The organism is Paucibacter sp. TC2R-5, from assembly GCF_025717605.1.
Taxonomy (GTDB): Bacteria; Pseudomonadota; Gammaproteobacteria; order Burkholderiales; family Burkholderiaceae_C; genus Paucibacter_A; species Paucibacter_A albus.
The window spans coordinates 310,598-334,504 of the sequence record NZ_JAJIRQ010000004.1; the positions used below are offsets into that span (position 1 = coordinate 310,598).

Genomic DNA, 23,907 nt, shown 5'->3' on the forward strand with positions numbered 1-23,907 from the left:
ATGGCAAGAACAGTAGCCGTCGTCGACTACGGCATGGGCAATCTGCGCTCGGTCTCGCAGGCGGTGCTGCATGTGGCTGCGGGCACGGGCCTGGAGGTCGTCATAACGGCCAATCCGGACGAGGTCTTGGCGGCCGAGCGGGTGGTGCTGCCGGGGCAGGGCGCGATGGCTGAATGCATGCGTGAGCTGCGCGACTCGGGCCTGCGCGAAGCGGTGCTGCACGCTGCCGCCAACAAGCCCTTGATGGGCGTCTGCGTGGGCATGCAAATGCTCTTGGACCACAGCGAAGAGCAGGACACGCCGGGTCTGGGTTTGATTCCTGGCCTTGTGAAGCGCTTCCAGTTGGAAGGGCAGATGCAAGCCGATGGCAGCCGCTACAAGGTGCCGCAGATGGGCTGGAACCGGGTTCGGCAGTCGCAGCCTCATCCGGTCTGGGGCGAGGTGCCTGATGACAGCTACTTCTATTTCGTTCACAGCTTTTATGCCGCGCCGTTAGAAGCGCGCCACAGTGTCGGTGAAACCGATTACGGCGCTCGCTTTACCTCGGCCATCGCCCGGGATAATATTTTTGCCACACAATTTCACCCCGAGAAAAGCGCCGCCCATGGGTTGGCGCTGTATCGGAACTTCCTTGTTTGGAACCCTTGATTATTTTTAGCCGCTCCCGTCATGTTGCTGATCCCCGCTATTGACCTGAAAGATGGTCGCTGTGTCCGCCTCAAGCAAGGCGATATGAATGACTCCACCACCTTCGGCGAAGACCCGGCCGCGATGGCCCGCCGCTGGATCGATGCGGGTGCGCGGCGCCTGCATCTGGTCGATCTGAACGGCGCCTTTGCCGGCAAGCCGGTCAACGAGGGCGCGATCAAGGCCATCTTGCGGGAAGTGAATGGCGAGATCCCGGTGCAACTGGGTGGCGGCATCCGCGACCTCGACACCATCGAGCGCTATTTGGACGCGGGCCTGAGCTACATCATCATCGGCACCGCCGCAGTGAAGAACCCAGGCTTTTTGCAAGACGCGGCGACGGCTTTTGGCGGCCACATCATCGTCGGCCTGGATGCCAAAGACGGCAAAGTCGCGACTGACGGCTGGAGCAAGCTGACCGGCCACGAAGTGATCGATCTGGCGCGCAAGTTCGAGGGCTACGGCATCGAAGGCGTGATCTACACCGACATCGGCCGCGACGGCATGCTCAGCGGCATCAATATCGAAGCGACGGTCAAGCTGGCTCAGGCGCTGACCATTCCCGTCATCGCCTCGGGTGGCCTGGCCAATTTGGCCGATATTGACGCGCTCTGCGCGGTCGAAGAAGAGGGCATCGAGGGCGTGATCTGCGGCCGGGCGATCTATACCGGCGATCTGGACTTTACGGCCGGTCAAGCGCGTGCCGACGAACTCGGCCTCGGCTGAGTCGGCCCTGTTCCATGCTGGCTAAACGCATCATTCCCTGCCTTGACGTGACCGGCGGTCGGGTCGTCAAGGGCATCAATTTCACCGAACTGCGTGACGCCGGCGATCCTGTCGAGATCGCCGCCCGCTACAACGAGCAGGGCGCCGACGAGCTGACTTTTCTGGACATCACCGCGACCAGCGACGGGCGCGATCTGATCCTGCACATCATCGAGGCGGTGGCCTCGCAGGTCTTCATCCCGCTGACGGTCGGTGGCGGCGTGCGTGAAGTCGCCGATGTGCGGCGCTTGCTGAATGCCGGCGCCGACAAGGTGTCGTTCAATTCGGCCGCAATCGCTAACCCGCAAGTCATACGGGATTCGTCCGAAAAATACGGCGCTCAGTGCATCGTCGTCGCGATCGACGCCAAGCGTCGGCAAGGCGATGACCTGGCTGCGCGGGGCCCCGGCTGGGATATCTACAGCCATGGTGGACGCAAAAACGTTGGGCTGGATGCGGTGGCCTGGGCGCGCCAGATGGCCGAGTACGGCGCCGGCGAGATATTGCTGACCAGCATGGACCGCGACGGCACCCGCAGCGGTTTTGACTTGGAATTGACCCGCGCCGTCAGCGACGCGGTGGCGGTGCCGGTGATCGCCTCGGGCGGTGTCGGCTCGCTCGAAGACTTGGCCGACGGCGTGCAGATCGGCGGCGCCGATGCGGTCTTGGCCGCCAGCATTTTTCATTACGGCCACCACACTGTCGCCGAGGCCAAGGCCTTGATGGCGGCGCGCGGCATTCCGGTGCGCTTGTGAATCGGCCCAGATCCAGTACGGCAGCCAAGGCGATTTCGGCGCAAACGCAAAAAGCTGCGGGCGCTCCGCGCATGGGCGCCCGCGAGGTACGCATCATTGGCGGACAGTGGAAACGCTCCAAGCTGCCGGTGGCCGACAAGCCCGGCTTGCGCCCCACACCTGACCGCGTGCGCGAAACGCTGTTCAATTGGCTGGGCCAAGACCTGGACGGCTGGCGCGTGCTGGACGCCTTCGCCGGCAGCGGCGCTTTGGGCTTTGAGGCTGCCTCGCGCGGCGCCACCGAGGTCTTGCTGCTGGAGCGCGACGCGGAGTTGGCGCGCAGCCTGAGCGCCAGCAAACTCAGGTTGAAGGCCGACCATCTACGCGTTGAATGCAGCGATGCCTTGGGCTGGATGGGTCGCTGTGCGCCGGCCCGCTTCGAGCTGATCTTGCTCGACCCACCGTTCCAGCAAGAGCTGTTCTTGCCGGCTTTGCGGGCGGCGGCGCCCTTGTTGGTGCCGGGTGGTTTTGTCTATCTGGAGGCGCCCGACTTGATCGCGGCGCCGGCCGAGTTGGGCCTGGAGGCCTGGCGTTCCGGCAAAGCCGGCGCGGTGCAATTCCAGCTGCTGCGCAAGGTTTGAGTGACAAGGGATAATCGGGGCCACTGAATCCAGGAGCCTCGATTGACCTCTGTGACCCCTCTCACCGCCGTCTATCCCGGCACCTTTGACCCGATGACCCTGGGGCACGAAGATTTGATGCGCCGCGCCAGCCGTTTGTTTGAGCGCTTGATCATTGCAGTGGCGGCCGGGCACCATAAAAAGACCATGTTCTCCACCGAAGAGCGCTTGGAAATTGCACGTGAATTGGCGGCCAAATATCCCAATGTTGAGGTGCTGCCCTTCAATGGACTGTTGAGCAGTTTTGTGGCGAGCCAAGGCGGCAAGGTGCTGGTGCGTGGCCTGCGTGCCGCCAGCGATTTCGACTACGAGTTCCAGATGGCAGGCATGAATCGCCAACTGATGGCCGACGTGGAGACGGTGTTCATGCTGCCTTCAGACCAATATCAATTTATATCGAGCACCTTTGTGCGCGAGATTGCCAGCCTCGGCGGTGATGTTTCCAAGTTCGTGTCGGCCTCGGTGCTCCAGCGCTTGAAGAAGCGCTTGCAGGCGGAAAGTTGAAGGGGCTGATATGGCTTTGATGATCACTGATGAGTGCATTAACTGCGATGTCTGCGAGCCCGAATGCCCGAACGAGGCGATTTCGATGGGCGAGGAGTTCTACCAGATCGACCACAGCAAATGCACCGAATGCGTCGGCCATTTCGACGAGCCGCAATGTGTGCAGCTTTGCCCGGTCGCCTGCATCCCGGTCAACCCGGCCCATGTGGAAAGCAAAGAGACGCTGATGGGCAAATACTTGCGTTTGACCCAAATCGCCTGAGTTGCTGGTTTCACTTGGGCGTCAATTGGACGCCGATAAACCGTCGCTCATCGCCAAGGGGCTGGTTGGCGCGGCCTTGCATCTTTAGCATCCGCTGGTCTTTGCTAACAAGCCCTCGGCTACGACCATGTCTTTCCTGAACCGAATCATCTCGCCCGCGCGCTTTGGGCCCGATCTGCTGCGGCTGGTCTTGTGCGCCATCGTCTTTGTCCATGGCATCTACCGTTATGACGAAGGCAGCCTGCCCATCATGGGCAAGCTGTTGGAACTCAGTGGCTTTCCCAAGGGTAGCGGCTACTTCCTGGCCTGTGTTGTGAACCTGGTTGAAACCTTTGGCGCGTTGTTTTTGGCGCTGCGCATCATGGTGTGGCCGCTGTGCGCGGCCTTCTCGGTGATTTACTTCACCGGCATCGTCATCTTCCATGCCCAAGCCGGCTTCTTTGTGGTCGGGCCGGGAACGGATGGCTGGGAATACAGCGCGCTGCTGATTACCTGCTTTGTGGCCGTGGCTTGGGACAACCGCAGCGACCGGTACTGGCCGCTCGGCGAAGCCGGTTGGGTCAAACCCTCAACCCTTAGCGTTTGATCCCCAGCATTGCCCGAGCTTCGTCTGGCGTGGCCACCGGCCGGTCCAACTGCTGCGCGATCAAGGCGATGCGCTCGACTAACTGAGCATTGCTGCGGGCCAGTTCGCCCTTGCGGAAGTAGATATTGTCCTCAAAGCCGACCCGCACATGGCCGCCCAGCACGATGGCCAAGGTGGCCAAGGGCAGTTGCGCCGCGCCAATGCCGGCCACCGTCCAGCTGCTGTCTGGCGGCAATTGCGAGCGCAGATACATCAAGGCTTCCGGCGTGCCGGCCATGCCGCCGGGGATGCCCAGCACGAAGTCGAAGTGCAGCGGGCCATGAACAACACCTCTTTTGAGCCAGCGCAGCGTCGTCGTCAGCATGCCGCTGTCGAAGATCTCGAACTCGGGCTTGACGCCGTATTCGCTCATCGCCTTGGCAAACACTTCCATATCGGCCGGATGGTTCATGAACACATCGCCGCCGAAGTTGACCGTGCCCATCGACAGCGTCGCCATCTCCGGGCGCAGCGTTACCGGAGCCAGCCGTTCTTGCGGCGTCATGCCGACGGCGCCGCCGGTGGAGACCTGCACGATCACATCGCAGCGCTCGCGCGTCTTCTCGATGATTTGGCGGTAGATCTCTTTGTCTTGCGTCGAGCTGCCATCGGCCAAGCGGCCGTGCACATGGACGATGGCCGCGCCCTTGAGTGCGCACTCGGCCGCAGCGTCGGCGATCTCGTCGGGCGTGATCGGCAGCGCCGGCTGCTGCTCGCGGGTGACCTCGGCGCCGGTCAGTGCGGCGGTGATGATCAGCTTATTCATTTGCGTTGGAATCCGACCGGCACCACACAAGTGCCCGAGGCGCGGCAAACCACGATGGGTTCGGCCAAGACATCGGCGGCCGACACCTGACCCGCGACTTGAGCGGCGCTGATCACCTTGCGCGCCTCGAACACCATCCTCCTCGAGGACTTGCCCATGGACACGATATGCCCGACGGCTTCGATAAAGTCTCCTGCAAACACCGGCGCCAAAAACTCAACCTTGTCATAGGCAACGAACAGGCCTTCATCGCCATCGCTGCGGATCAGAAGCTCGGTGGCCACATCGCCGAACAGGCCCAACATGCGCGAACCGTCGACCAAGTTGCCGGCGTAATGGGCGTCGTGGGCGCTCATGCGCAGGCGAATGAGGCTGGTGATTTTTTCAGTCATGCTGCTTTCCGTTTGATCCACTCATGGATGGCGAATGACGCCACATCTTCGGCGTAGGTCTTGGTGCCAAACCCGGCGTCGTAGCCCAGCTCCTTGGCCAACTCATGGCTGATGCGTGGGCCGCCGACGATCAAGATCACTTTGTCGCGCAGGCCTTCGGCTTCGAGCAAATCGGAAAGCTTGGTCAGATTGTCGAGGTGGATATTCTTCTGCGTCACCACCTGCGAGACCAGGATCACATCGGCCTTTTCTTCGATCACGCGGCTGATCAGATCTTCCGAGTCGACCTGCGCGCCGAGGTTGATGGCGCGGATTTCGTGATAGCTCTCCAAGCCCTTGTGGCCGTTATAGCCCTTCATATTCATGATCGCATCGATGCCGACGGTGTGCGCATCGGTCTCGATGCAGGCGCCCACCACCACCATGCGGCGGCCCATTTTCTCGGCGATCAGCGCGTCGATGCCGGCCTTGTCAAGCACCTCGAACTCTGGCTTGGCGACCTTGAGTTTGCTCAAATCAACCCGGTGCTTGCTCTGGCCGTAAACGACGAAGAATGAGAAGCCGCTGCCCATCGCCTCGGCATGCACAACGGCCGGCTCTTCCAGACCCATCTGCAGCGCCAGCATCTTGGCGCCTTCCTTGGCGGTTTCGTCCAGCGGCACCGGCAAGGTGAAGGACAGCTGTACGCGGCCATCGTCCAGCGTGTCGCCGTAAGGCTTGACCCATTGCTCGGGAATCTGGTCGTTAGTCATGATTGGTTCGGACATCTCACAGCCCTCCCTTCAACATCAAGGCAGGGAAGGGGTTGAAGTAGTCGGCCGCTTTGGCAATCACGCCGTCCAGGCCCTTGCCGCCGGTCGGCGTACGCGAGATCTCGGCAAAAGTCCCCTTGCTGATCGCGGCCGGCAAACCCGTCTGCTCGATCTGCGCCAGGATGGCCTCGGTCTCGGCCAGCACTTCCTGCGCCCGCAGCTCGATCTTGCCGCCGCGCTTGAACTCGATCTCGGAATTGAGATCCTTCATGGTGCCGAACACATAACGCGCATTTTGAATGGCGAGGAAGCGGTCCTGAATGAAGGGCGTGTGGATGGCCTCGGTCATCATGCCCAGCAGATGGATGTTCTGGTTGGTCAGCGTGCTGACCACATTGAACAAGGTGTCCTGCACATGGCCTTTGAAGATATTGCCGGTCATATGTTTGGTCGGCGGCATGTACTTCAGGCAGGCATCGGGGAAGACCTGACGCACCAGCTGCGCATGCGCGATCTCCCACAGGAATCCGTTCTCCAGCTCGGGGTGAATCTCGAACGCATGGCCCAGGCCCATCTGATCGGGCTGCAGGCCCGACAGATAGGCGAACTGCTCGTTGATCAGCTGCGAAGCCAAGACGGTGTGTGCGGCCTCATAGGCATCGGCCGTGGTCAGGTAATTGTCTTCGCCGGTGTTGATGATGATGCCGGCGTAGGCATTGACCATGCGCGAGAAGAACTGGTCAATGAAGGTGCGTTTCATATTGATGTCGCGGAAGATGATGCCGTACATCGAGTCGTTCAGCATCATGTCCAGCCGCTCCATCGCGCCCATGGCGGCGATCTCGGGCATGCACAGGCCGGAGCAGTAATTGGTCAGCCGGATGTAGCGGTTCAGCTTCTTGCCGACGGCGTCCAGCGCCGTGCGCATCAGGCGGAAGTTCTCCTGCGTCGCATAAGTGCCACCGAAGCCTTCGGTGGTGGCGCCGTATGGCACATAGTCCAAGAGGCTCTGGCCGGTCGAGCGGATCACCGCGATGATGTCGGCGCCTTGCTCGGCGGCGGCGCAGGCCTGCGTCACGTCTTCATAAATATTGCCGGTGGCAACGATCAGGTAGAGCCAAGGCGTTGGAGCTTCGCCATTGTTCTTGATCTCATTGGCACGGTAGCTGCGCTGGCCGGCGATCTGCTCGCAGCGGCTTTGCGCCTCTGCCTCGGCCTTGCGGCGAGCGGCTGCGCCGTCCTTAGGCGAAGTTAGCGTCAGCGCGCCGGCGGCCACGGCCTCGGCCACGCCTTGGGCGCTCAAACCCTGCTCCAGCATCGCGCCGGCGACGATCCAGGCGGAACCATGTTGCAACAGGTTTTGCTCCTGCAAATGGCTGACCAGGCGGTTCGGCAGCGGCACATAGTTTTCGTCGACACCGTCCACGCCGAGCAAACGCAGCGTGGCGCGCTCCACCGTGGTGGTGGTGAACTGGCTCATCTCGTCGAAGACGTTGCGCGCAATCCGGCGCGCCGATTCGCGGGCGCGGTCTATCTGCGCGCTATCAAGTTGAAGTTGCGACATCGCGGTCGGCTCCTTGTTTTAGTTGTAGTTGTTGTTTGTGTTCCGACAGCATCACATCGCATACATCGTAGCCGGGCAAAGCCGCCTCGGCGTTTGCGAGGAACTCTGCGCCGTCGAAGCTGCCGCCCATCGGTGAAAACGGGTTCAGCGTCAGGCCCAGGATGCGTATGTTGCGGTAGCCAAAGAGGCTGCCGCCTTGTTTGCAAAAGGCCTGCACATCGAGCGCATCGACAAAGAGCTTGGTGCCGTCGGCCACAACGATGTTGAGACCTGGCTTCATAGCCCCCAGGCTGGACATCGCGCGCCAGAGCTGGCGGCCCACCGCACCGCTGACCGCGATGGTGCCCACGTCTTGCTCGGCGAAACCCATCAGCACGGAGGCGGCATTCAAGCTGGCAATTTCGGCCTGGAACAGCGGCGAGCCGTCGCGCGCCCAGATCGCCACGCCGCCCTTGTCAAACAAGTCCTGCACGCGCGCGCCCAGCTCGGCTGGTACGCGCGCAATGCCCAGAATCGCCAGGCGGTCACGGGTCTTGCGGATCACATCTTGAATGCCACCGCCAATCGCCGCGCCGGTGGCCAGGATCACGCCGTCGGCAATTGCCGGCGAGGCATGGTGGCTGCGGCCCAAGGCGCCGTCCAAGACCACCAACTCGCAGCCGGCCTGGCGCAGACGTTGAATGACTTTCAGCTGATCGCTGCTGCGCGAGGCGCCGGCGATCTCCATCTCGCCGTATTCCAGTGCCTTGACGATGACGATCTCGCCCATCGGCGAATCGATGCCGGTATTGCCCAGCAGCTTGAAGCGCAGTTTGGAACGCACCAAGGTGTCGCGCGCGGTGGCGACCAGGCTGCCGGGCCAGATCAGGACCGGCGGCTTGGGGAACAAGAAGACCTGATCGCGGTCCTCACCGTCGCGCCCGATCGAGGTCACGCCGACCGCCACCTGCGCGGCATGGGCCTGCGCCAAGACATGGTTCAGTGCCACCGTCTTGCCGGTGTTCTTGGCCATGCCCATCACGGCCAGCGTCGCTATGCCGCTTTGCCGGATGCGACTCCAGAGCGGCGATGAGGCTCCGAAACTAGACATATTGCTCATCGAACAGTTGGCGCAGCTTGGGGCTCTCGCGCAGCAGCGCCAAGGCGAACTTGGCATGATCGCGCGCATACCCATTGCCGACGATCATCTCGATATCCTTGCCCACACCCTCCGCGCCCAGGGCGGCGGCGGTGAAGCTGGTGGCCATCGAGAAGAAATAGATCTTGCCGCCATCGCGTGTGGACAGGATGCTGGCCATCTCGGTGTTCTGGATATTGACGCAGTTGATCACCACATCGGCCATCCGCCCACCCGTCACGCCGCTAACTGCTTCCATCAGCGCCACCGCGTCGGTCGCGTCGACTTGAAGGGCGTGGTCAACCCAGCCCAGCTCGCGCATGCGCTGGCAGTCCTTGGCAAACGGCGACACGCCGATCACCATGCCGGCCGGGCCGACGCGCTTTTTGGCCTCGTACACACACAGCGTGCCCGACTTGCCGCCGCCGCCGATCACGACCACGGTGTGGCCGGCCTGCACCAGCCGTGCGGTTTGCGCCGGCGCACCGGCCACGTCCAGAATCGCCAGCGCCACGTTCTCGGGGATGTCGGCCGGCAGCTTGGCGAACAGGCCGGTTTCGAACAAGACGGCACGGCCTTCGATCTCGATCTGGTCCTTGTCCAGATGAATCTTCTTGACCGCATCGATGCGCAGCGGCGTCAGCGACAGCGACACCAGCGTGGCGATCTTGTCGCCCACTTGCAAGTCGATCTTGCCCGCCAACTTGGCGCCGATTTGCAGCACCGTGCCGATCAACATGCCGCCCGAACCGGTGATGGGGTTGTGCATCTTGCCGCGCTCGGTGACGGTGCGCCGCACGATCGCCTCCACGCGGGCCGCATCACCTGCGGCCTCTTTTTTGATCTGCGTGAAGCTGGCCGAATCGATGTTCAGCGCCGACACGTCGATGAGGATTTCGTTGTCGAAAATCTCCATCGTGTTGTCGATCTTCCAGGCGGGCTGCGGCAGCACGCCCTTGGGTTCGATGACGCGGTGGATGCCGTAGGGCGAAGCAGTCGTCAGAGTCATATTTTTCGCCAACGCTCTATCAGTTGCTGCGAGTAGGAAGACTGTAGTTCTGCCCCAGCCCCGGCATCTCGACCGTCTTGCCGGCGTAGTTGCGGCACTTGATCGTCGTGCCGGTGCCGTCATCCAGCACTTCTTCCTTGACGTAGCTCGGGATGATGGGCAGCTTGCCCAGGCCGCCCAAGCCGTCAACGATGAAGGTCGGCACTGCAGGGCCGCTGATCCAGCCCCGCAGGCCTTCATACAGCTCGATCATGCGGTGATGCGGCACGATGAAATGGTGGGCGCCCTCGACCATATCGGTCGAGTAGACGTAATAAGGCCTAACGCCCATTTCGATCGACTGCATGAAGAGCTCACGCATCACTTCGACGTCATCATTGACACCCTTCAGACAGACCGTTTGCAAGCCCATCATGATGCCGGCTTTTTGGATCATCTTGACCCGCTCGCGCAGCAGCGGGGTGATTTCCTTGGGGTGGTTGATGTGGATATTGATCATCTGCACCCGGTGCTTTTCCAGCACTGCGCAGAGCTCGGGCGTGATGCGCGTGGGCAGCTGCACCACCATGCGCGAGCCCATGCGCAGGAAGCGCACATGCGGGGCGCGGCGGCGCAGCTCGCCGAGGATGTAGTCCAGGCGCTCGTCGGTGAAGGTCAGCGGGTCGCCGCCCGACAGCAGCACGTCCTGGATCAGCGGGTTGCCGGCGATGTAGTCGATCGAGGCTTCGATCTCGTCCTTGTGCACCGAGCCAGCCGGCTGCGAGACCATGCGCTTGCGGGTGCAAAAGCGGCACAGCGTGGCGCAGGTATTGGAGACCAGGAACAGCACGCGGCGTGGGTAGCGGTGCACGATGCTGGTGCCGGGAATGGTGTCGCCTTCTTCGCCGAGCTGGTCCAGCATGGTGGCGAAGCCGGGTATGGTTTGCTCGTGGTGGCTAGGCAGGTATTGCAGACGGATCGGGCAGGCCGGATCGCTCTTGTCCATCAGCTGCGCCATATAAGGCGTCAAGGCCACGGCGAACTTGCTGTAGACCGTCTCGTCGACGTTCTCGACGCCGTCCAGAACGCCGTTCAGCTCGGAGTGGTGCGTGTAGCGGCGGGCGAACTGCTTTTGCCAGGACTCGGCGCGCGGGTCGTAGGCGTCCAGCTCAGGGCGGGTCATCAGCTTGCCGCTGGCGCCGGCGCTTGGGGTCGCGGTGGAAGGGGCTTTGATCTCGACGACTTTTTGCAACATGTGATGTCTCCTGGTGGTCCCCTGATTGCCCATGCGCAGCCTGAGGGTATTGCAGGAATTCTAGAAATCAGTTCGGCCGATGCCTACGCGCAAAGTGACGTTACCGCCATGTTTTGGTCGGTCATAATGATTGACATAAAGACAAAGTGACTGGTGGTCCGCAAGTGGCAACAGGAAATTCGGGAGAACCCGTAGCGGGTCTGGACGGGCTGGACCGGCAGCTTTTGGAGTTGTTGCGCGTCAATGCGCGGCTGCCGGTGGTCAAGTTAGCCAAGGCCTTGGGTTGCGCGCGCAGCACGGTTCAGCTGCGTCTGAAGGCCTTGGAAGATGGCGGTCACATCACCGGTTACACCATCAGCGTCGCTCAAAGCCGTGCGCGGCCGGGCATCAGGGCGATGGTCCTGATCACGGTCGATTCCAAGCTCGAGCCCGAGGTAGCCCGCGAGCTGACGCGCCGGCACGAGATCCACAAGCTCTATGCAGTCAGTGGGCGCTTTGATTTATGCGCGATGCTGACGACCGAGTCGACCGAAGAGCTGGATACGCTGCTGGACCGGATTCGGGCGATCAAGGGCGTTGTCGATACGGTGTCGACGATTCTGCTGAGTAATAAGTTGGATAGGCCGGAGTAGGGGGGGCGACAGCCGCAGGTCTTGACGGGGCGCCTTGCACCTTGCTAGCACCCCACCAAGCAAGCCAACTCCGAGTTAGTCGGTCAGATCCACCGAGAACCAGTTGAGCTTCCAGCCCGCGTCAACGGCTCGAACGCGCAGCACATGGAGGCCTGCCTCCAGACGGATCGGGCCAGCCCCGGTCACGGTCTGCCAGTTTTTGAACCCACCCGTTGCGGGCACGGCCTGCTCCAACACGGGCTGCCCATCCACGCTCAAGGCCAGGCCCTTGCTGCCGGGCAGGCTGGCAACGCGGAAGCTGAAGCGGTAGTTGCCAGCACGCTGGACCTCAACGCTGTATTCGGTCCAACTGTCCTTGGCCATACCGGGTGCTCCACCAGTCAAGTTCAAGCCAGCTTGGCCGCCAGCGTCTTCCATATCCTCTTGCGCCGCGACCTTGCCGATGGAGGCCTTGTCCATCCGGTTGAAGTCCTCCGCCTGGATGCGGCCGGGCAGCGCATGCACCTGGTCGGCCGTCAACACCGGCGCACTGAACTCACTGAAACGATCGCGGTTGACGGCCACTACCGCATAGCTGTGCTTGCGCGCTTGGGAGGCCTCATCCACATAGCGCTGCGTCTTGAGGTCTGAGGCAATCCGCACAAAGTCGCCGCCGACGCTGTCACTGCGGTAGACGTGATAGCCGAGCACCTTGGGATCGGGGCTGGCAGCCCAAGTCAGCTGAACGTTTCCTTTGTCTCCACTCTGCGTCAGCTGCAAGCCCAGCGGCGGCTGCGGAAAGGGCTGCAAGCTCGCGCGGCGTGCTCGTTCCACGGCTTGCGCCTGCGCCAGCTCTTTCTCAAAGGCCAAGGCTGTCGGTGCCGAGCGCTGGTCGGCGGGCTTGTCCAGACTCTGGGCCAGACGGAAGCCTTCAATCACACCCACCCAATCGAGCGGCATCGCGCCGCGCTGGGTGGCGGTGTTGCCGCGCCAGTGCCAAGCGCCGCCGCGCCCGACGCGCATCTTGCAGTCGCCATCCAGCCGCGCGCTGCCGTCCGCCGGTGCGCCCTCGTAGTTCTCGCTCCAGCAATCTTGCAAATACTCGGACACATTGCCGATCAGGTCGTGCAGTCCCAGCGGGTTGGGCTTGTACATGCCCACGATGCTGGCAAAACCGGCGCCGTCATCGCACGGAGAAATGCCACCCATAAAGCCTTGGTAGCTGGCGCCAAAACGCTTCAAGCCAGCATGCTCGGCCGACTGGTCGGACACATTGGCGTACTCGCAGATGCGCTTCTGGTCGAGGTTTTCGCCGAAAGGGAAGTCGGCCTTGCCTTTGCCCGCGCTGGCCGCGTACTCCCACTCGGCCTCGCTGGCCAGGCGGTAGCTCTTGCCGGTTTGCTGGGATAGCCATTTGGTATAGGCGTCGGCGCCGGCCCAGCCTATGCAGACCGCCGGTTGGAACTCGCTGGTGGTCAGCTCGTTCTTGTCCCATGAGCCGGGCGTGGGCCCTTGGCCGAACCAGCCCTGATTCGGCTGATGTATGCATTTGTCAGGCGCCTTGTAGCCGGTCGCTTCAATGAAGCGCCGGAATTCGGCCACGGTGACTTCGTATTTGGCCAGCTTGAAGGCCTTGACCTTGACCTTGTGGATGGGCAGGGCGCTGGCGTCTTGCGCGGCCTCGCCCATATAGGGTTTGCCGCCGCCCATTTGGAATTCGCCGCCGGGGACGGCCACCATCGGCGGCTCGATGTAGGCAGCCGGTGCAGGAACTGCAGCAAGGGCTTGTTGGATGCTCAGGCCAAGGAGCGATAGGGCCAGGATGTGAGGTGTTTTCATGGCCTCATTCTGCGAATTCGTCGGCCGGCCCGCTGGGCCAAGCGACGAAAGCGCCCGCAATGCGGATGAAATCGTTTGGGCTGCGACGAGTTCGGCGCGATGCTGATGCTTGCGTTAGCTCTACAGCCGCCACAAGTCCCCATAGCGCGGCGGTCTGGGCCAAATTGCAGCAGTCGGCAAGACCTGACCCTGCTCGGCCTGCCAACGTCGCGCCAGCATCCAACCGCCGTGGCTGATCACCAAACAAGCACCAGCTTGCGGCTGCCAGTTACCGGCGCGCACCAGCAGCTCGGCGAGCGTCTCGCCGCCGCCCGGCGCGTAGGCCACAAAGTCGGCCACCCAGGCATCGACCTCGGCGCGCGCGATCTGCTCCCAGGCGCGGCCATCCCAAGCGCCGAAGTCCAGCTCCAGCAAGGCTGAGTGTTGCTGATGGCGCCAGCCCCAGGCCTTCAGCCAGGCGCCGACTTCGGCACAGCGGCGTAGCGGCGAGCTGTAGATGATTTTGGGCAGGCGTTCACGCTGCGCCAGCTTTTGAATTCGCCTGGCCAGGCGTTTGCTGCGCCGCCAATGCACCGGCAAGTCGGTGCCTGCGCCTATGCAGCGGCCGGTCGCTCCGTCGGGCCGTGCATGACGCCACACCCACAGGCCTTCAGAAGACATTCAACAGGGCCAAAAAGCTCAACAAGACGCCCAGCTCCACCACTTGCTGGGTGGCGCCGAGGTTGTCGCCGGTGTAGCCGCCCAAACGGCGATCCAGCCAGCCCTGCATATAAAGCGTTAGGCCGGCGGCGCTCAAAAGGGCGAACATCAGGCTTGGCAACAGCTGCGGCATCAAAACCAGCAAGCCCAGGCCAGCGGCCATGACCCAGGCAAACGCGACGCTCAGCGTCAGGCCGTCTGCCTGCGTGGCCAGCGGCTTCGCTTTTGCATGCTCGGCGTCGCCGGCATAGCTGAGGCTGTGCATCAGCCAAACCGGTGCGGCGCGCGAGGTGCCATGCGCCCAAATCGTCAACAAGGCAGCCAACTCCGGACTGGCTTCAACAAGTGCCAACAGCGCCGCGGCCTTCAGCCCCAGCATCAGGATCAGGCCGAGTGAGCCGTAGCTGCCGATGCGGGAGTCTTTCATGATGGTCAGCGCACGTTCGCGGCTGACGCTGCCTCCGAGACCGTCGCAGGTGTCGGCCCAACCATCTTCGTGAAAGCCGCCGGTCATCCAGACGCTGGCCGCCATGCTCAGGCCCACGGCGACGGCGGGCGGCCACACCCACAAGGCCAGCCAGAGCACCAGGCCGGCGAAGGTGCCAATGAACAAACCGATGGCGGGGAAGTAGCGCGCGCATTGCTGCAACCAGATCGGCTCGAATCCCACCCAGGCCGGCGTGGGGCAACGGCTGAAGAATTGCAGGGCGATGAAGAAGAGACGCAGTTCGTGCAGCAGATAAGTCATGGAAGAAGGGGCGACCCCAAGGCAGGGCGGGTGCTCAGGCAGGCCCGCACTCTACCTCGACCCATGACGCTGTGCGCTCAAGCGTCCGGGTAGCGCCTGTAGATCTCGTGCACGGCATCCAAGTTGTCAAACAACTGCTGCACCAGACCCGGGTCAAACTGCTTGCCGGATTGCTCGGTGATATAGCCCAAAGCGGCATCGAATTCCCAGGCCTCTTTGTAGCAACGCCCACTGACCAAGGCATCAAGCACATCGGCCAGCGCCACGATGCGCCCGGCGATATTGATCTGGTCGCCGATCAGGCCGCGTGGGTAGCCCGCGCCGTCCCAGCGTTCATGGTGCTCATGCGCAATGATGGCGCCGAGTTGCAGGATGCGTTTATCGGACTTGCTGAGCAACTCGAAGCCGATGCGCGCGTGGGTTTGCATGACTTCCCATTCCTCGGCGTCGAGCTTGCCGGGCTTGTTCAAGACCCGGTCTGGAATGCCGATTTTGCCCACGTCATGCAGCGGAGCGGCTTGCCGCATGAATTCGACGTCACTGGCCCGCATGCCCGAGGTTTCGGCCAGCAAGGCGGAGAGTTCACCGACCCGTCGCACATGGGCGCCGGTTTCCTTGGAGCGGCGCTCTACCGCTTCGCCGAGTATGAAAACGGTGGAGCGCTGGGTTTCTTGGATTTCCTCGCGCAGCAACAGCGACTCATAGGTGATGGCGACATTGGCGCAAAAGATTTCGAGCAGTTCGCGTGCTTGCGCGTCAACCGGGTCGGAGAACTGCATATAGAGCAGGGTCTCGTTGTCGGTGCTGCTGCGGTAGTAACCGATGAAATGGTGGGCGTCAAAGTAGCCGGTCTGGTCGATCAGCGCGCGATCCAAGGCGGTTTTGACTTCGGGCGGCAGATTGCAGATTTCGTCGTCGACCAGCAGGCGCGAATAGTCGGCGGTGGCTGCCAGTACCTTCAGATGACCTTCGCAGTTACTGGCCGCGTAGGCCGACACCCGGCTGGCGCACAGTGCCCGCGCATCCATGCCCAGCAGATGAGTCACTTGCTCCAGCACGGCCGAGGCAAAGCGGCGCAGGTTTTGCGAGTCATAGACGCGCGTAATCGCGTCGATCGAGCGGCGCAGCGCCTGGCGCGACTGCTCGATGATCATGATGTCGCGGTAGCTGCGCAGCGCCGCGTAAAACACCGTGATCAGCTTGCGCTTGGTCAGCTCGGTTTTTTCTTTGTAGTCATTGATGTCATAGGTCTTGATGACATGCTCTTCCGGCGCCTGGCCCGGTTGCCCGGTGCGCAGCACGATGCGTACATGGTTGTTCTTCAACTCATCGCGGATGTAGCGGGCCACGTCCAGGCCGGCATGTTCGGACTCCATCACCACGTCGAGCAGGATCAAAGCCACATCGTTGCGGGATTTCAGCAACTCGCGCGCTTCGATGCCGCTGTAGGCATCAAGGAACTGCAGACGCCGACCCGAGAACTCGAAGTCCGCCATCACCAACTGCGTCACCTGATGCACGGCGACGTCGTCGTCCACAATCATCACCACCCAGGGCTCAAGCGGCTTCGGCGCCGCCTCGTCGCTGTCCGGCGCCGGCAATTCGTCTGCAAAAACCAAGTCTGTCATGGGACGCCTTTTGTTTGAGCGGGGCGGAGCTGCTTGCAGGCAGCAGCTCCGAATCTAGGGATTGTGCGAAAGCTATTGCGCTGATTATGGCCATGCTTTGGCCGAAGTAAACAGGGATATGGCAGGAATCCCGTGCAGATTCAGCGGCAAATCAAGCTTGCTGACTGACCCCCGCTGACTCGAAGCTGGCCATCTCGCTCAGAATCAGGCAAGCCGAGCTCAGCAGCGGCCAAGCCAGGGCCGCTCCGGAGCCTTCGCCCAGGCGCAGGCCCAAGTCCAGCAGCGGCTCAGCGCCCAGCGCCTCCAGCATCAAGCGGTGCCCCGATTCTTCCGAGCGGTGTGCAAACACGCAACGCTCCAGCACGGCCGGCTGCAAAGCGGCCGCCACCAGCACGGCCGCGCTGGCGATGAAGCCGTCCACCACGATCACGCGCCGCTCCAGTGCGGCTTGCAGCACCGCGCCCACCATCATGGCGATCTCGAAACCACCAAAAGCCGCCAGGGCTTGCAGCGGTTCGCTGGCTTGCGCGTGGCGCTGCAGCACGGCGCCCAGCGTGTCCAGCTTGCGCTGCAGACCGGCGTCGTCCAGGCCAGTGCCGCGGCCGGTGCAGCGCTCGATAGGCAGGTTTTGCAAACGCGCCAGCAGCAGCGCAGCGCTGGAGGTGTTGCCAATGCCCATCTCTCCCAGCAGCAAGGCATTGCCGGGCTGCCTGGCCAGCAAGGTCTTGCCGGCCGCGATGGCCGTGGCACATTGATCCGTCGTCATCGCCGGATGCTCCGCGCTGTCCGCCGTGCCGGCGGCAATCTTGGCGATGAGCAGGCCGGCGCGCGGCGCGAAGTCATGCGCGACGCCGGCGTCCACCACCGTCAGCTTCAGGCCATGCTGGCGTGCGAGAACGCTGACCGCCGCCCCGCCGGCCAGAAAGTTCTCCACCATCTGCCAAGTCACATCGCTGGGGTAGGCGGACACACCGCGCCGCGCGAGGCCATGGTCGCCGGCAAACACCATCAACTGCGGCTCGCGCAAGGCGGGCGTCTCGCTGCCCAGGATCAGGCCGATGCGCAGCATCAGGCGCTCCAAGTGACCGAGGGCGCCCAGCGGCTTGGTCTTGCCGTCGATACGGCGCTGCAGGGCAGCACTCAGAGCGGGGTTTTGCAGCGAGGGGATTTGGGGGATCAGGTTTTGCATATAGGGATAGAACTGTCTGAGACAAAAGCTTGGATGGCGGCCAGCACTTGGACGGCCCCGCGTTCGATGGCCATAGGGCCGGGGGCCAGGATGTCGGCCGATTTGATTTCAAGCAGGCGCGCGCCCAGTTCGGCAAAGCCCGGGCGAGCCAGAACCTTGTCCGGCACAAAGCGCTTGCCGCACCAGCTGCCGAGAATCAGCTCCGGTCTGCGGGCGAGGATGTCCTCGGCGCTCACGATGCGGTCGCGCGCCAAGCCGGCACGCGCCTTGTCGGCAAAGATGTCGATGCCACCGGCCAATTCGATGATTTCACTGACCCAGCCGATGCCGCAGATGATGGGCTCGTCCCACTCCTCGAACAGCACGCGCGGTCGGCGCGGCAGCAGCGCGGCTGCGGCGGCAATGCCGTCCTGGCAGGCTTGCAATTGTTCACACAAGGCTTTGGCTGCGGCCTCTTTTTCGACCAAGTCGCCCAGCCGCAGCACCATGGCGTGGATGCCTGCCAGGTCGCGGTGGTTGAACCACAAGGTGGCCAGGCCGGCTCGCTCGCACTCGTCCAGCAGCGGCCGCTGCAGGTCAGAAAATCCGATCACCAGATCCGGCTGCACCGCCAGGATCTTGTCCAATTTCATGCTGGTGAAGCCGCTGATCTTGGGCTTTTCCTGGCGCGCCTCGGGCGGGTAGACGGTGTAGCCGGAGATGCCGGCGATATGGTGTTGCGCGCCCAGTCGGTAAAGCGTGTCGACCGCCTCGGTGGACAGACAGGCAATGCGGCGAGGCACGCTCATGGCTGGGCCTCTTGCTTGAGCAATCCCATCAGCACGCCGGGCTGAAAATGCTGTTCGATGAAGTCGGCCAGGCCGTCGAAGACCGCGTCCAGCCCCGGCTGCTCGGCGCCGAACAAGGCACGCATGACCGCGTCTTGCTCGAACAGGCCGTGGGCGTAACAGCCCAGCACCGAGCCTTGGCTCCAGCCTATCGCGTCACCGAGCTCATTGCGCACGGCGACCACAGCGGCGGCCATGGCCGGATGCTGCGCGGTGCGGCCGTGATGAATCTCATAACCCGCAGCCTCGACGCCCGCGAGCGCGCCCCAGGGCTCGGCGAGCGCGCCCCAGGGCTCGGCGAGCGCGCCGAAACGCAGCGCGCAAGGCTTGAGGAGTTTGTCCCGCTCAAACTGCGTGACCAGTGGCAGCAGACCCAGGCCGGGCGCATTGCCGTCGAGCTGATAGGGGTCGAGCAGACTTTCACCGAGCATTTGCAGGCCGCCGCAGATGCCCAGCAGCGCCTTGCCGGCCGCCGCATGTTGGGCAATGGGCAGATCGAGCTTTTGCGAGCGCAGCCAAGCGAGGTCGGCCGCCACCGCCTTGGAGCCCGGCAGGATGATCCAGTCGGCGCCTTCTAGCTGCGCCGGCGTGCGCGCCCAACTCAGGCGCACATTCGGCAGCGAGCGCAGGGGCTGGAACTCGTCCAGATTGGACATGCGCGGGTAGGCGACGATGGCGATCTTCAAACCGCTGCCGGTCGGTGTGTCGTCAAAGACTCCGTCCTCTTCGGGCAGGCCGTGGCCGCGCCACATCGGCAGCACGGCGACGGTGGGCACGCCGGTCAGCGCCTGCAACTGCTCGGGTCCTGGCGCCAGCAGCGACGCGTCCCCTCGGAAGCGATTCAGCACATAACCCTTGATCAAAGCGCGCTCATGCGGGGGCAGCAGCTGATGCGTGCCGTAGAGATGGGCAAAGGCACCGCCGCGGTCGATATCGGTGACCAGCAGGCAGGCGGCTCGGGCCTCCAGCGCGCAGCGCATATTGACGTAATCGCTGCTGTGCAGATTGATCTCGGCCGGTGAGCCTGCACCCTCAATGACGACCACATCGTTCTCGGCCAGCAATTCATGCAGGGGCGGCTGTGCGCGCAGCCAGAGCAACTCGCTGCGCTGGCGCCAAGGCATATCGGTCAGGGCGCTGTCCACCTCGCCCAGCACGATCACCTGCGAGGCCGTGTCTTTTTCGGGTTTGAGCAAGACCGGGTTCATGCGCACCTCGGGTGTGCGGCGCGCGGCCAGCGCTTGGAAGTACTGCGCCGAGCCGATCTCGCCCATTGAGCCATTGAGGCCAGGCACGACACGAGCGTTGTTGCTCATGTTTTGGGCTTTGTAGGGCGCGACCTTCAAGCCTTGGCGGGCGTAGTAGCGGCACAGCGCGGTGGCCAGCCAGCTTTTGCCCGCGCCGCTGGTCGTGCCCAGCACCATCACTGCCTTGGCTGTCATGTTTGCAATTCCTTCAGCGCATATTGCAGCGCATGTTGTGCCTCGGGCATTTGAGTCGACAGACGCACCCAGCCGGGCAGGCCAAAAGATGTTGCATCGCGCAGCTTGATGCCGCGCTCGCGCAGCGGGCCCAGCAAGCCCGCTTGACCCGGCTTGGCAAGCCAGAAGTTGGTGCATGTGGGGCGCTGCTGCCAACCCAATGCGGCCAGCATCTCCCGCTGATCAGCACGCCAGGTGAGCAACTGCGCCTTGGCCTGGCGCAGATGGCTGAGCGTCGCGTCGCTATGCCAATGCATCAGCAGACTGAGCCCCTCGCTGGACAAGACCCAGCTGGCAGCGAGGCCGGCCACTTCAGGACTCAAGCGTCCCGAGGCCGGCGCCAGCAGATAGGCCGCGCGCACGCCGGTCAGGGCCAGCGCCTTGTTGGGGCAGACCAGGCGCCAAGCCTGTTCCGCCATGGCTTGAGGCAGGCAGTCGTTGCCGTCCAGGCGCAGGGGCTCATAAGCGCAGTCGATCGCCAGCAGCGCGCCGCTGCGCTGCAAGGCGGCGTCCAGGGCGAGCCAGTCGGCGGCCTTGAGGCTATCTCCCGTCGGGTTGCAGGGCTCGCACACCCACACCAAGGCGGGCGTTCGCAGAGCCTGGCTCAGAGCCTGCACGTCGGCATAACGATGCACCTGCAGGCCCAGGGCGCTTGCCGCCGCCGCATAGTCGCCAAAACCGGGCTGCGGTACCCAGACCTCGCTCAGACCGCTGAGCCGCGCGGCGAGGCTCAGGCGCCGTATCGCTTCGGCGCCGCCCGAGGCCGGCAAGACGCGGTGAGTGCCCACCTCCTCGGCCACAGCGAGATGCGCGCGCAGTGCCGCGTAGCTGGGGTCGGGGTAGCGGCTGCGGTCGGCCGTCAAGACCGCCTGCAGCAAGAGCGGCGGCGCGCCCAGCGGGCTGGCGTTGCTGGAGAAATCAAAGGCAGCAGCGGGGCCGCTGTCGCTGCCGCCATGCTCTGTATTCACAGGCCACCTCTCAATGCAGCAGCGCCCAGCATCAGCATCAGTGCAGACGCCAGCATCGCTTTGAGCGCCAGGGCTTGCGCGCGGGCGATGTCGCCGCTGGCCGCTTCGGCGCCGGCCTCGTTCAAGACATAGACGCCCGGCTTGGCCAGGCGCAGCTGCAAGCGCAGCGCCATCGCGGCCATCGGCCAGCCGCTATTGGGCGACGGCGTCTTGCGTGCTTGCCGCCACAACGCTCCCATAAGCGGAGGGCGCAGCCCCAACAGAGCCAAGCCGGTGATGCGGGCCGGCAGCCAAGACAGCACATCGTCGGCACGGGCGGCCCATTTGCCGGCCCATTCCCACTCGCCCCGATAGCCCCACATCGCATCCGCCGTGTTGGCAAAGCGGTAAATCGCAGCCCCCGGCAGGCCGGCCAGCATGAACCAGAACAGCGGCGCGACGACCGAGTCGTTGAGGTTCTCGGCCAAGGTTTCGATCGCGGCCTCGCGCACCTGTGAGGCATTCAAGTTACCGGTATCCCGGCTGACCAGACGCGCCAAGCGAGCCCGACCGGCCGGCAGTGATTCGGCCAACGCCCGCTCCACCGCGCCGACCTCGTCGCTGAGCATCCGCCAGGCCAGCATGGGCTTCAAGAGCAGGCCCAAGAGCAGCGCGCAGCCCAGTAACCCCACCCAGCCCTCCCAGGGCTTGAAGGCATAGATCAGCGAGGTCTCCAGCAGCGCAGCGAGCACGCCGATATTGAGGGCGCCGACCCACCAGATCACAGCGCCAGCCGTCAAGGCGGCGCTGGGTGCCAGCGTCAGCAGGCGCCTGGAGAAGAGGCCCAAGAAGCGACCAAAGCCCACCACTGGATGCCAGCGCGCCGGCGGCTCGCCCCAGGCGCGGTCAACGCATAGCGCGACCAGCATGGCAAGCGGCAGTCGCCAGGGCATCAGATCCATTCTTCAATCCTCGATGCCGCGTTGCGCCGGCACACCGGCCTTGAAATGATGTTTGACCAAGCTCATCTCGGTGACGGTGTCGGCCAGCGCAATCAGCTCATCCGGCGCGTTACGTCCGGTCAAGACCACATGCACATGGGCGGGGCGCTCGCGCAGCGCCTGCAAGACCGGCTCTAGAGGCAGCCAGCCATAGCGCAGCGGATACATGATCTCGTCCAGCACGACCAGGAAATGTTCGCCGGCGCGAATCGTTGCCTCGGCGCGCGCCCAGCCGTCACGCGCCAACTGCCCGGAGTGCTCCAGGTCCTTGCTCTTCCAGGAGAACCCGTCGCCCAGACCTTCGATCGGGACGCCCAACTGCTCGAACATGCGGTGCTCGCCGAAGCGGGCGCTGGGCACCTTCATAAATTGATAGATCTTGACCGCCTTGCCGCGCCCATGGGCGCGCAGCGCCAGGCCAAAGGCGGCCGTGCTCTTGCCCTTGCCGTCGCCGGTGTGGACGAAGATCAGGCCGCGGCGTTCGGCGGTCGGGATGACGCGTTCGCGATCGACGGGGGGGGGCAATGATTTCCATGGATTTGCTGCGCCGGTTCAGCCGGCAAAGAAGGTGGCAACGGCCGCCGGGTTGGAGGGGAAGTAATGGTGGATATAGCTGGCGCGCAGGCTGCCCTGTTGGTAGATCGCCTCAGCGGCCCTGCCTGCATTGGGATTGCTGGCGATGGCGATAGGCGGCAGCGGCGTGACCAGGCTGGAGTAGTGAAAGGTATGGCCACGCAATTCACCCTCGGGCCAGCCAATGCTTTGCAGCCCTAGGGCCGAGAGCTTTTTGTTCATCAAGGCTTGACCCGGCAAGAGACCGGCCATGGGGTGGACTTGGCCATCGCCGTCGGTCAAAGAAATGCCCAGGCAAAGCATGCCGCCGCATTCGGCCAGCAGCGGTTTGCCGGCCTCGCAATGTGCGCGCAGATCGGCAAACAGGCTCGGGTGCTCGCGCAGCGTTTGGGCATGCAGCTCCGGGTAGCCCCCTGGCAGCCAGAGCGCATCGCAGTCGGGCAAGTCCTCACCCTTGAGCGGCGAGAAGCTCAGCAGCTCGGCGCCGAGTTTGCGCAGGCAATCCAGATTGGCCGGGTAGATGAAACTGAAGGCCGCGTCCTGGGCAACCGCAATGCGGCGGCCTTGTAAAAGCGGCGGGGTGGTGGTCGTCTCCGCGGGCTTAAAACGCAGCGAGGCAAACTCGAAGCCGGGTTTGACCGCCGCGCCCCAGGCATCGGCCCAGCCGTCCAAGAGTTCGTCCAGCCCCGGCAGCTCGATCGCCTGCACCAGGCCCAGATGGCGTTCGGGCAAGGTCAAAGCGGCATTGCAAGGCAGGGCGGCGATCAGGGGTAAATCGGCGGGCAGGCCCTCACCGACCATCACGCCATGGCCGGCACTGCCGACCCGGTTGGCGACCACGCCGCATAGCTTGATATCGCTGCGGTACTGCTTCAGTCCCAGGGCCAAGGCGCCGAAGGTCTGCGCCATCGCCGACGCGTCGATCACAGCCAGTACCGGCAAGCCAAAGGCAGCCGCCAGATCGGCGCTGCTGGGCGCGCCGTCGAACAAGCCCATTACGCCTTCGACCAAAATCAGATCCGCATCAAGAGCCGCCTCGGCCAGCAAGGCGCGGCAATGTTCCAGCCCACCCATGAAGAGATCGAGCTGGTAGACGGCATGGCCGCTAGCGCGCTGCAAGATCATCGGGTCCAGATAGTCGGGCCCGGTTTTGAAGACGCGCACCTTCAGACCCTGGCGAGCATGCCAGCGAGCGATGGCCGCGGTGATGCTGGTCTTGCCCGAGCCCGAAGAAGGCGCGCTGATCAGCAGCGCTTTGCAGGTTGTCATCAAA

At 63.5% G+C, this 23,907-nt stretch carries 26 protein-coding genes; 8 read left to right on the forward strand and 18 right to left on the reverse strand.

Features of this window, described 5'->3' with window-relative positions; translation table 11 throughout:
- The 7 genes from hisH to LNV08_RS11460 all read left to right on the forward strand — a co-directional run bounded on the left by hisH (position 1) and on the right by LNV08_RS11460 (position 4,218).
- Positions 1 to 648: an imidazole glycerol phosphate synthase subunit HisH gene (gene hisH / locus LNV08_RS11430; RefSeq protein WP_263533822.1), complete on the forward strand. Its 648-nt coding sequence runs from the start codon at positions 1 to 3 to the stop codon at positions 646 to 648.
- 21 nt (positions 649 to 669) lie between these two features.
- Entirely contained in the window at positions 670 to 1,413 is a 744-nt protein-coding gene (gene hisA, locus LNV08_RS11435) for a 1-(5-phosphoribosyl)-5-[(5-phosphoribosylamino)methylideneamino]imidazole-4-carboxamide isomerase (protein ID WP_263533823.1), read from the forward strand.
- 14 nt (positions 1,414 to 1,427) lie between these two features.
- Positions 1,428 to 2,207, forward strand: coding sequence for an imidazole glycerol phosphate synthase subunit HisF (hisF, locus tag LNV08_RS11440; protein WP_263533824.1), 780 nt, complete (start codon positions 1,428 to 1,430; stop codon positions 2,205 to 2,207).
- The gene (rsmD, locus tag LNV08_RS11445; protein WP_414858723.1) at positions 2,204 to 2,827 is read left to right on the forward strand and encodes a 16S rRNA (guanine(966)-N(2))-methyltransferase RsmD; all 624 of its coding nucleotides are present in this window, start codon (positions 2,204 to 2,206) and stop codon (positions 2,825 to 2,827) included. Before hisF ends, rsmD begins: the two co-directional genes overlap by 4 nt.
- Positions 2,828 to 2,869: 42 nt before the next feature.
- Positions 2,870 to 3,370, forward strand: a complete 501-nt coding sequence (coaD, locus tag LNV08_RS11450; protein ID WP_263533826.1) for a pantetheine-phosphate adenylyltransferase — start codon at positions 2,870 to 2,872, stop codon at positions 3,368 to 3,370.
- Between the two features lie 10 nt (positions 3,371 to 3,380).
- Complete coding sequence (locus LNV08_RS11455) at positions 3,381 to 3,632, forward strand: YfhL family 4Fe-4S dicluster ferredoxin (protein ID WP_263533827.1); 252 nt, start codon at positions 3,381 to 3,383, stop codon at positions 3,630 to 3,632.
- A 127-nt stretch (positions 3,633 to 3,759) separates the two neighbouring features.
- Positions 3,760 to 4,218 carry a DoxX family protein gene (locus LNV08_RS11460; protein WP_263533828.1) on the forward strand — a complete coding sequence of 153 codons (459 nt, stop codon included), beginning with the start codon at positions 3,760 to 3,762 and terminating at the stop codon, positions 4,216 to 4,218.
- Here the strand turns inward: LNV08_RS11460 and LNV08_RS11465 are convergent.
- From LNV08_RS11465 to LNV08_RS11495, 7 genes are read right to left on the reverse strand one after another with little or no spacing between them, the layout of a single operon-like run.
- The gene (locus LNV08_RS11465) at positions 4,208 to 5,023 is read right to left on the reverse strand and encodes a 3-keto-5-aminohexanoate cleavage protein (protein ID WP_263533829.1); all 816 of its coding nucleotides are present in this window, start codon (positions 5,021 to 5,023) and stop codon (positions 4,208 to 4,210) included. The two genes, LNV08_RS11460 and LNV08_RS11465, sit on opposite strands and share 11 nt — an antisense overlap.
- Positions 5,020 to 5,403, reverse strand: a complete 384-nt coding sequence (locus LNV08_RS11470; RefSeq protein WP_414858733.1) for a hotdog fold domain-containing protein — start codon at positions 5,401 to 5,403, stop codon at positions 5,020 to 5,022. The genes LNV08_RS11465 and LNV08_RS11470 overlap by 4 nt, the downstream gene beginning before the upstream one ends.
- 8 nt (positions 5,404 to 5,411) lie before the next feature.
- Positions 5,412 to 6,182, reverse strand: a complete 771-nt coding sequence (locus LNV08_RS11475) for an OAM dimerization domain-containing protein (protein WP_263533831.1) — start codon at positions 6,180 to 6,182, stop codon at positions 5,412 to 5,414.
- A gap of 1 nt (position 6,183) precedes the next feature.
- Entirely contained in the window at positions 6,184 to 7,731 is a 1,548-nt protein-coding gene (locus tag LNV08_RS11480; RefSeq protein ID WP_263533832.1) for a lysine 5,6-aminomutase subunit alpha, read from the reverse strand.
- The gene (locus LNV08_RS11485) at positions 7,712 to 8,821 is read right to left on the reverse strand and encodes a hypothetical protein (RefSeq protein ID WP_263533833.1); all 1,110 of its coding nucleotides are present in this window, start codon (positions 8,819 to 8,821) and stop codon (positions 7,712 to 7,714) included. Before LNV08_RS11485 ends, LNV08_RS11480 begins: the two co-directional genes overlap by 20 nt.
- Positions 8,814 to 9,857, reverse strand: coding sequence for a zinc-binding dehydrogenase (locus LNV08_RS11490; RefSeq protein ID WP_263533834.1), 1,044 nt, complete (start codon positions 9,855 to 9,857; stop codon positions 8,814 to 8,816). The genes LNV08_RS11485 and LNV08_RS11490 overlap by 8 nt, the downstream gene beginning before the upstream one ends.
- A gap of 19 nt (positions 9,858 to 9,876) precedes the next feature.
- Complete coding sequence (locus LNV08_RS11495; protein ID WP_263533835.1) at positions 9,877 to 11,091, reverse strand: KamA family radical SAM protein; 1,215 nt, start codon at positions 11,089 to 11,091, stop codon at positions 9,877 to 9,879.
- 164 nt (positions 11,092 to 11,255) lie between these two features.
- Here LNV08_RS11495 and LNV08_RS11500 point away from each other — a divergent pair, with 164 nt between their 5' ends.
- Positions 11,256 to 11,723: an Lrp/AsnC family transcriptional regulator gene (locus LNV08_RS11500; protein ID WP_263533836.1), complete on the forward strand. Its 468-nt coding sequence runs from the start codon at positions 11,256 to 11,258 to the stop codon at positions 11,721 to 11,723.
- Positions 11,724 to 11,798: 75 nt separating this feature from the next.
- On the opposite strand, the gene LNV08_RS11505 is transcribed toward LNV08_RS11500, so the two are convergent.
- From LNV08_RS11505 to LNV08_RS11560, 11 genes are all read right to left on the reverse strand, one after another.
- Positions 11,799 to 13,541: an SUMF1/EgtB/PvdO family nonheme iron enzyme gene (locus LNV08_RS11505; protein ID WP_263533837.1), complete on the reverse strand. Its 1,743-nt coding sequence runs from the start codon at positions 13,539 to 13,541 to the stop codon at positions 11,799 to 11,801.
- A 120-nt stretch (positions 13,542 to 13,661) separates the two neighbouring features.
- Complete coding sequence (locus tag LNV08_RS11510; protein WP_263533838.1) at positions 13,662 to 14,201, reverse strand: histidine phosphatase family protein; 540 nt, start codon at positions 14,199 to 14,201, stop codon at positions 13,662 to 13,664.
- Positions 14,191 to 14,988, reverse strand: coding sequence for an adenosylcobinamide-GDP ribazoletransferase (cobS, locus tag LNV08_RS11515; protein WP_263533839.1), 798 nt, complete (start codon positions 14,986 to 14,988; stop codon positions 14,191 to 14,193). Before cobS ends, LNV08_RS11510 begins: the two co-directional genes overlap by 11 nt.
- Before the next feature lie 77 nt (positions 14,989 to 15,065).
- Positions 15,066 to 16,616: a DUF3369 domain-containing protein gene (locus LNV08_RS23065; protein ID WP_273599975.1), complete on the reverse strand. Its 1,551-nt coding sequence runs from the start codon at positions 16,614 to 16,616 to the stop codon at positions 15,066 to 15,068.
- 151 nt (positions 16,617 to 16,767) lie between these two features.
- On the reverse strand, positions 16,768 to 17,805 hold the full coding sequence (cobT, locus tag LNV08_RS11530; protein ID WP_263533840.1) for a nicotinate-nucleotide--dimethylbenzimidazole phosphoribosyltransferase: 1,038 nt from the start codon (positions 17,803 to 17,805) through the stop codon (positions 16,768 to 16,770).
- Complete coding sequence (locus LNV08_RS11535) at positions 17,793 to 18,593, reverse strand: ABC transporter substrate-binding protein (RefSeq protein ID WP_263533841.1); 801 nt, start codon at positions 18,591 to 18,593, stop codon at positions 17,793 to 17,795. Before LNV08_RS11535 ends, cobT begins: the two co-directional genes overlap by 13 nt.
- Entirely contained in the window at positions 18,590 to 20,074 is a 1,485-nt protein-coding gene (locus LNV08_RS11540; protein ID WP_263533842.1) for a cobyric acid synthase, read from the reverse strand. The genes LNV08_RS11535 and LNV08_RS11540 overlap by 4 nt, the downstream gene beginning before the upstream one ends.
- Entirely contained in the window at positions 20,071 to 21,081 is a 1,011-nt protein-coding gene (locus LNV08_RS11545; RefSeq protein ID WP_263533843.1) for an aminotransferase class I/II-fold pyridoxal phosphate-dependent enzyme, read from the reverse strand. The genes LNV08_RS11540 and LNV08_RS11545 overlap by 4 nt, the downstream gene beginning before the upstream one ends.
- On the reverse strand, positions 21,078 to 22,022 hold the full coding sequence (gene cbiB / locus LNV08_RS11550; RefSeq protein ID WP_263533844.1) for an adenosylcobinamide-phosphate synthase CbiB: 945 nt from the start codon (positions 22,020 to 22,022) through the stop codon (positions 21,078 to 21,080). Before cbiB ends, LNV08_RS11545 begins: the two co-directional genes overlap by 4 nt.
- 3 nt (positions 22,023 to 22,025) lie before the next feature.
- Positions 22,026 to 22,586, reverse strand: coding sequence for a cob(I)yrinic acid a,c-diamide adenosyltransferase (cobO, locus tag LNV08_RS11555; RefSeq protein WP_263533845.1), 561 nt, complete (start codon positions 22,584 to 22,586; stop codon positions 22,026 to 22,028).
- Positions 22,587 to 22,613: 27 nt separating this feature from the next.
- Positions 22,614 to 23,903: a cobyrinate a,c-diamide synthase gene (locus tag LNV08_RS11560; protein ID WP_263533846.1), complete on the reverse strand. Its 1,290-nt coding sequence runs from the start codon at positions 23,901 to 23,903 to the stop codon at positions 22,614 to 22,616.
- Positions 23,904 to 23,907 lie beyond the last annotated feature (4 nt).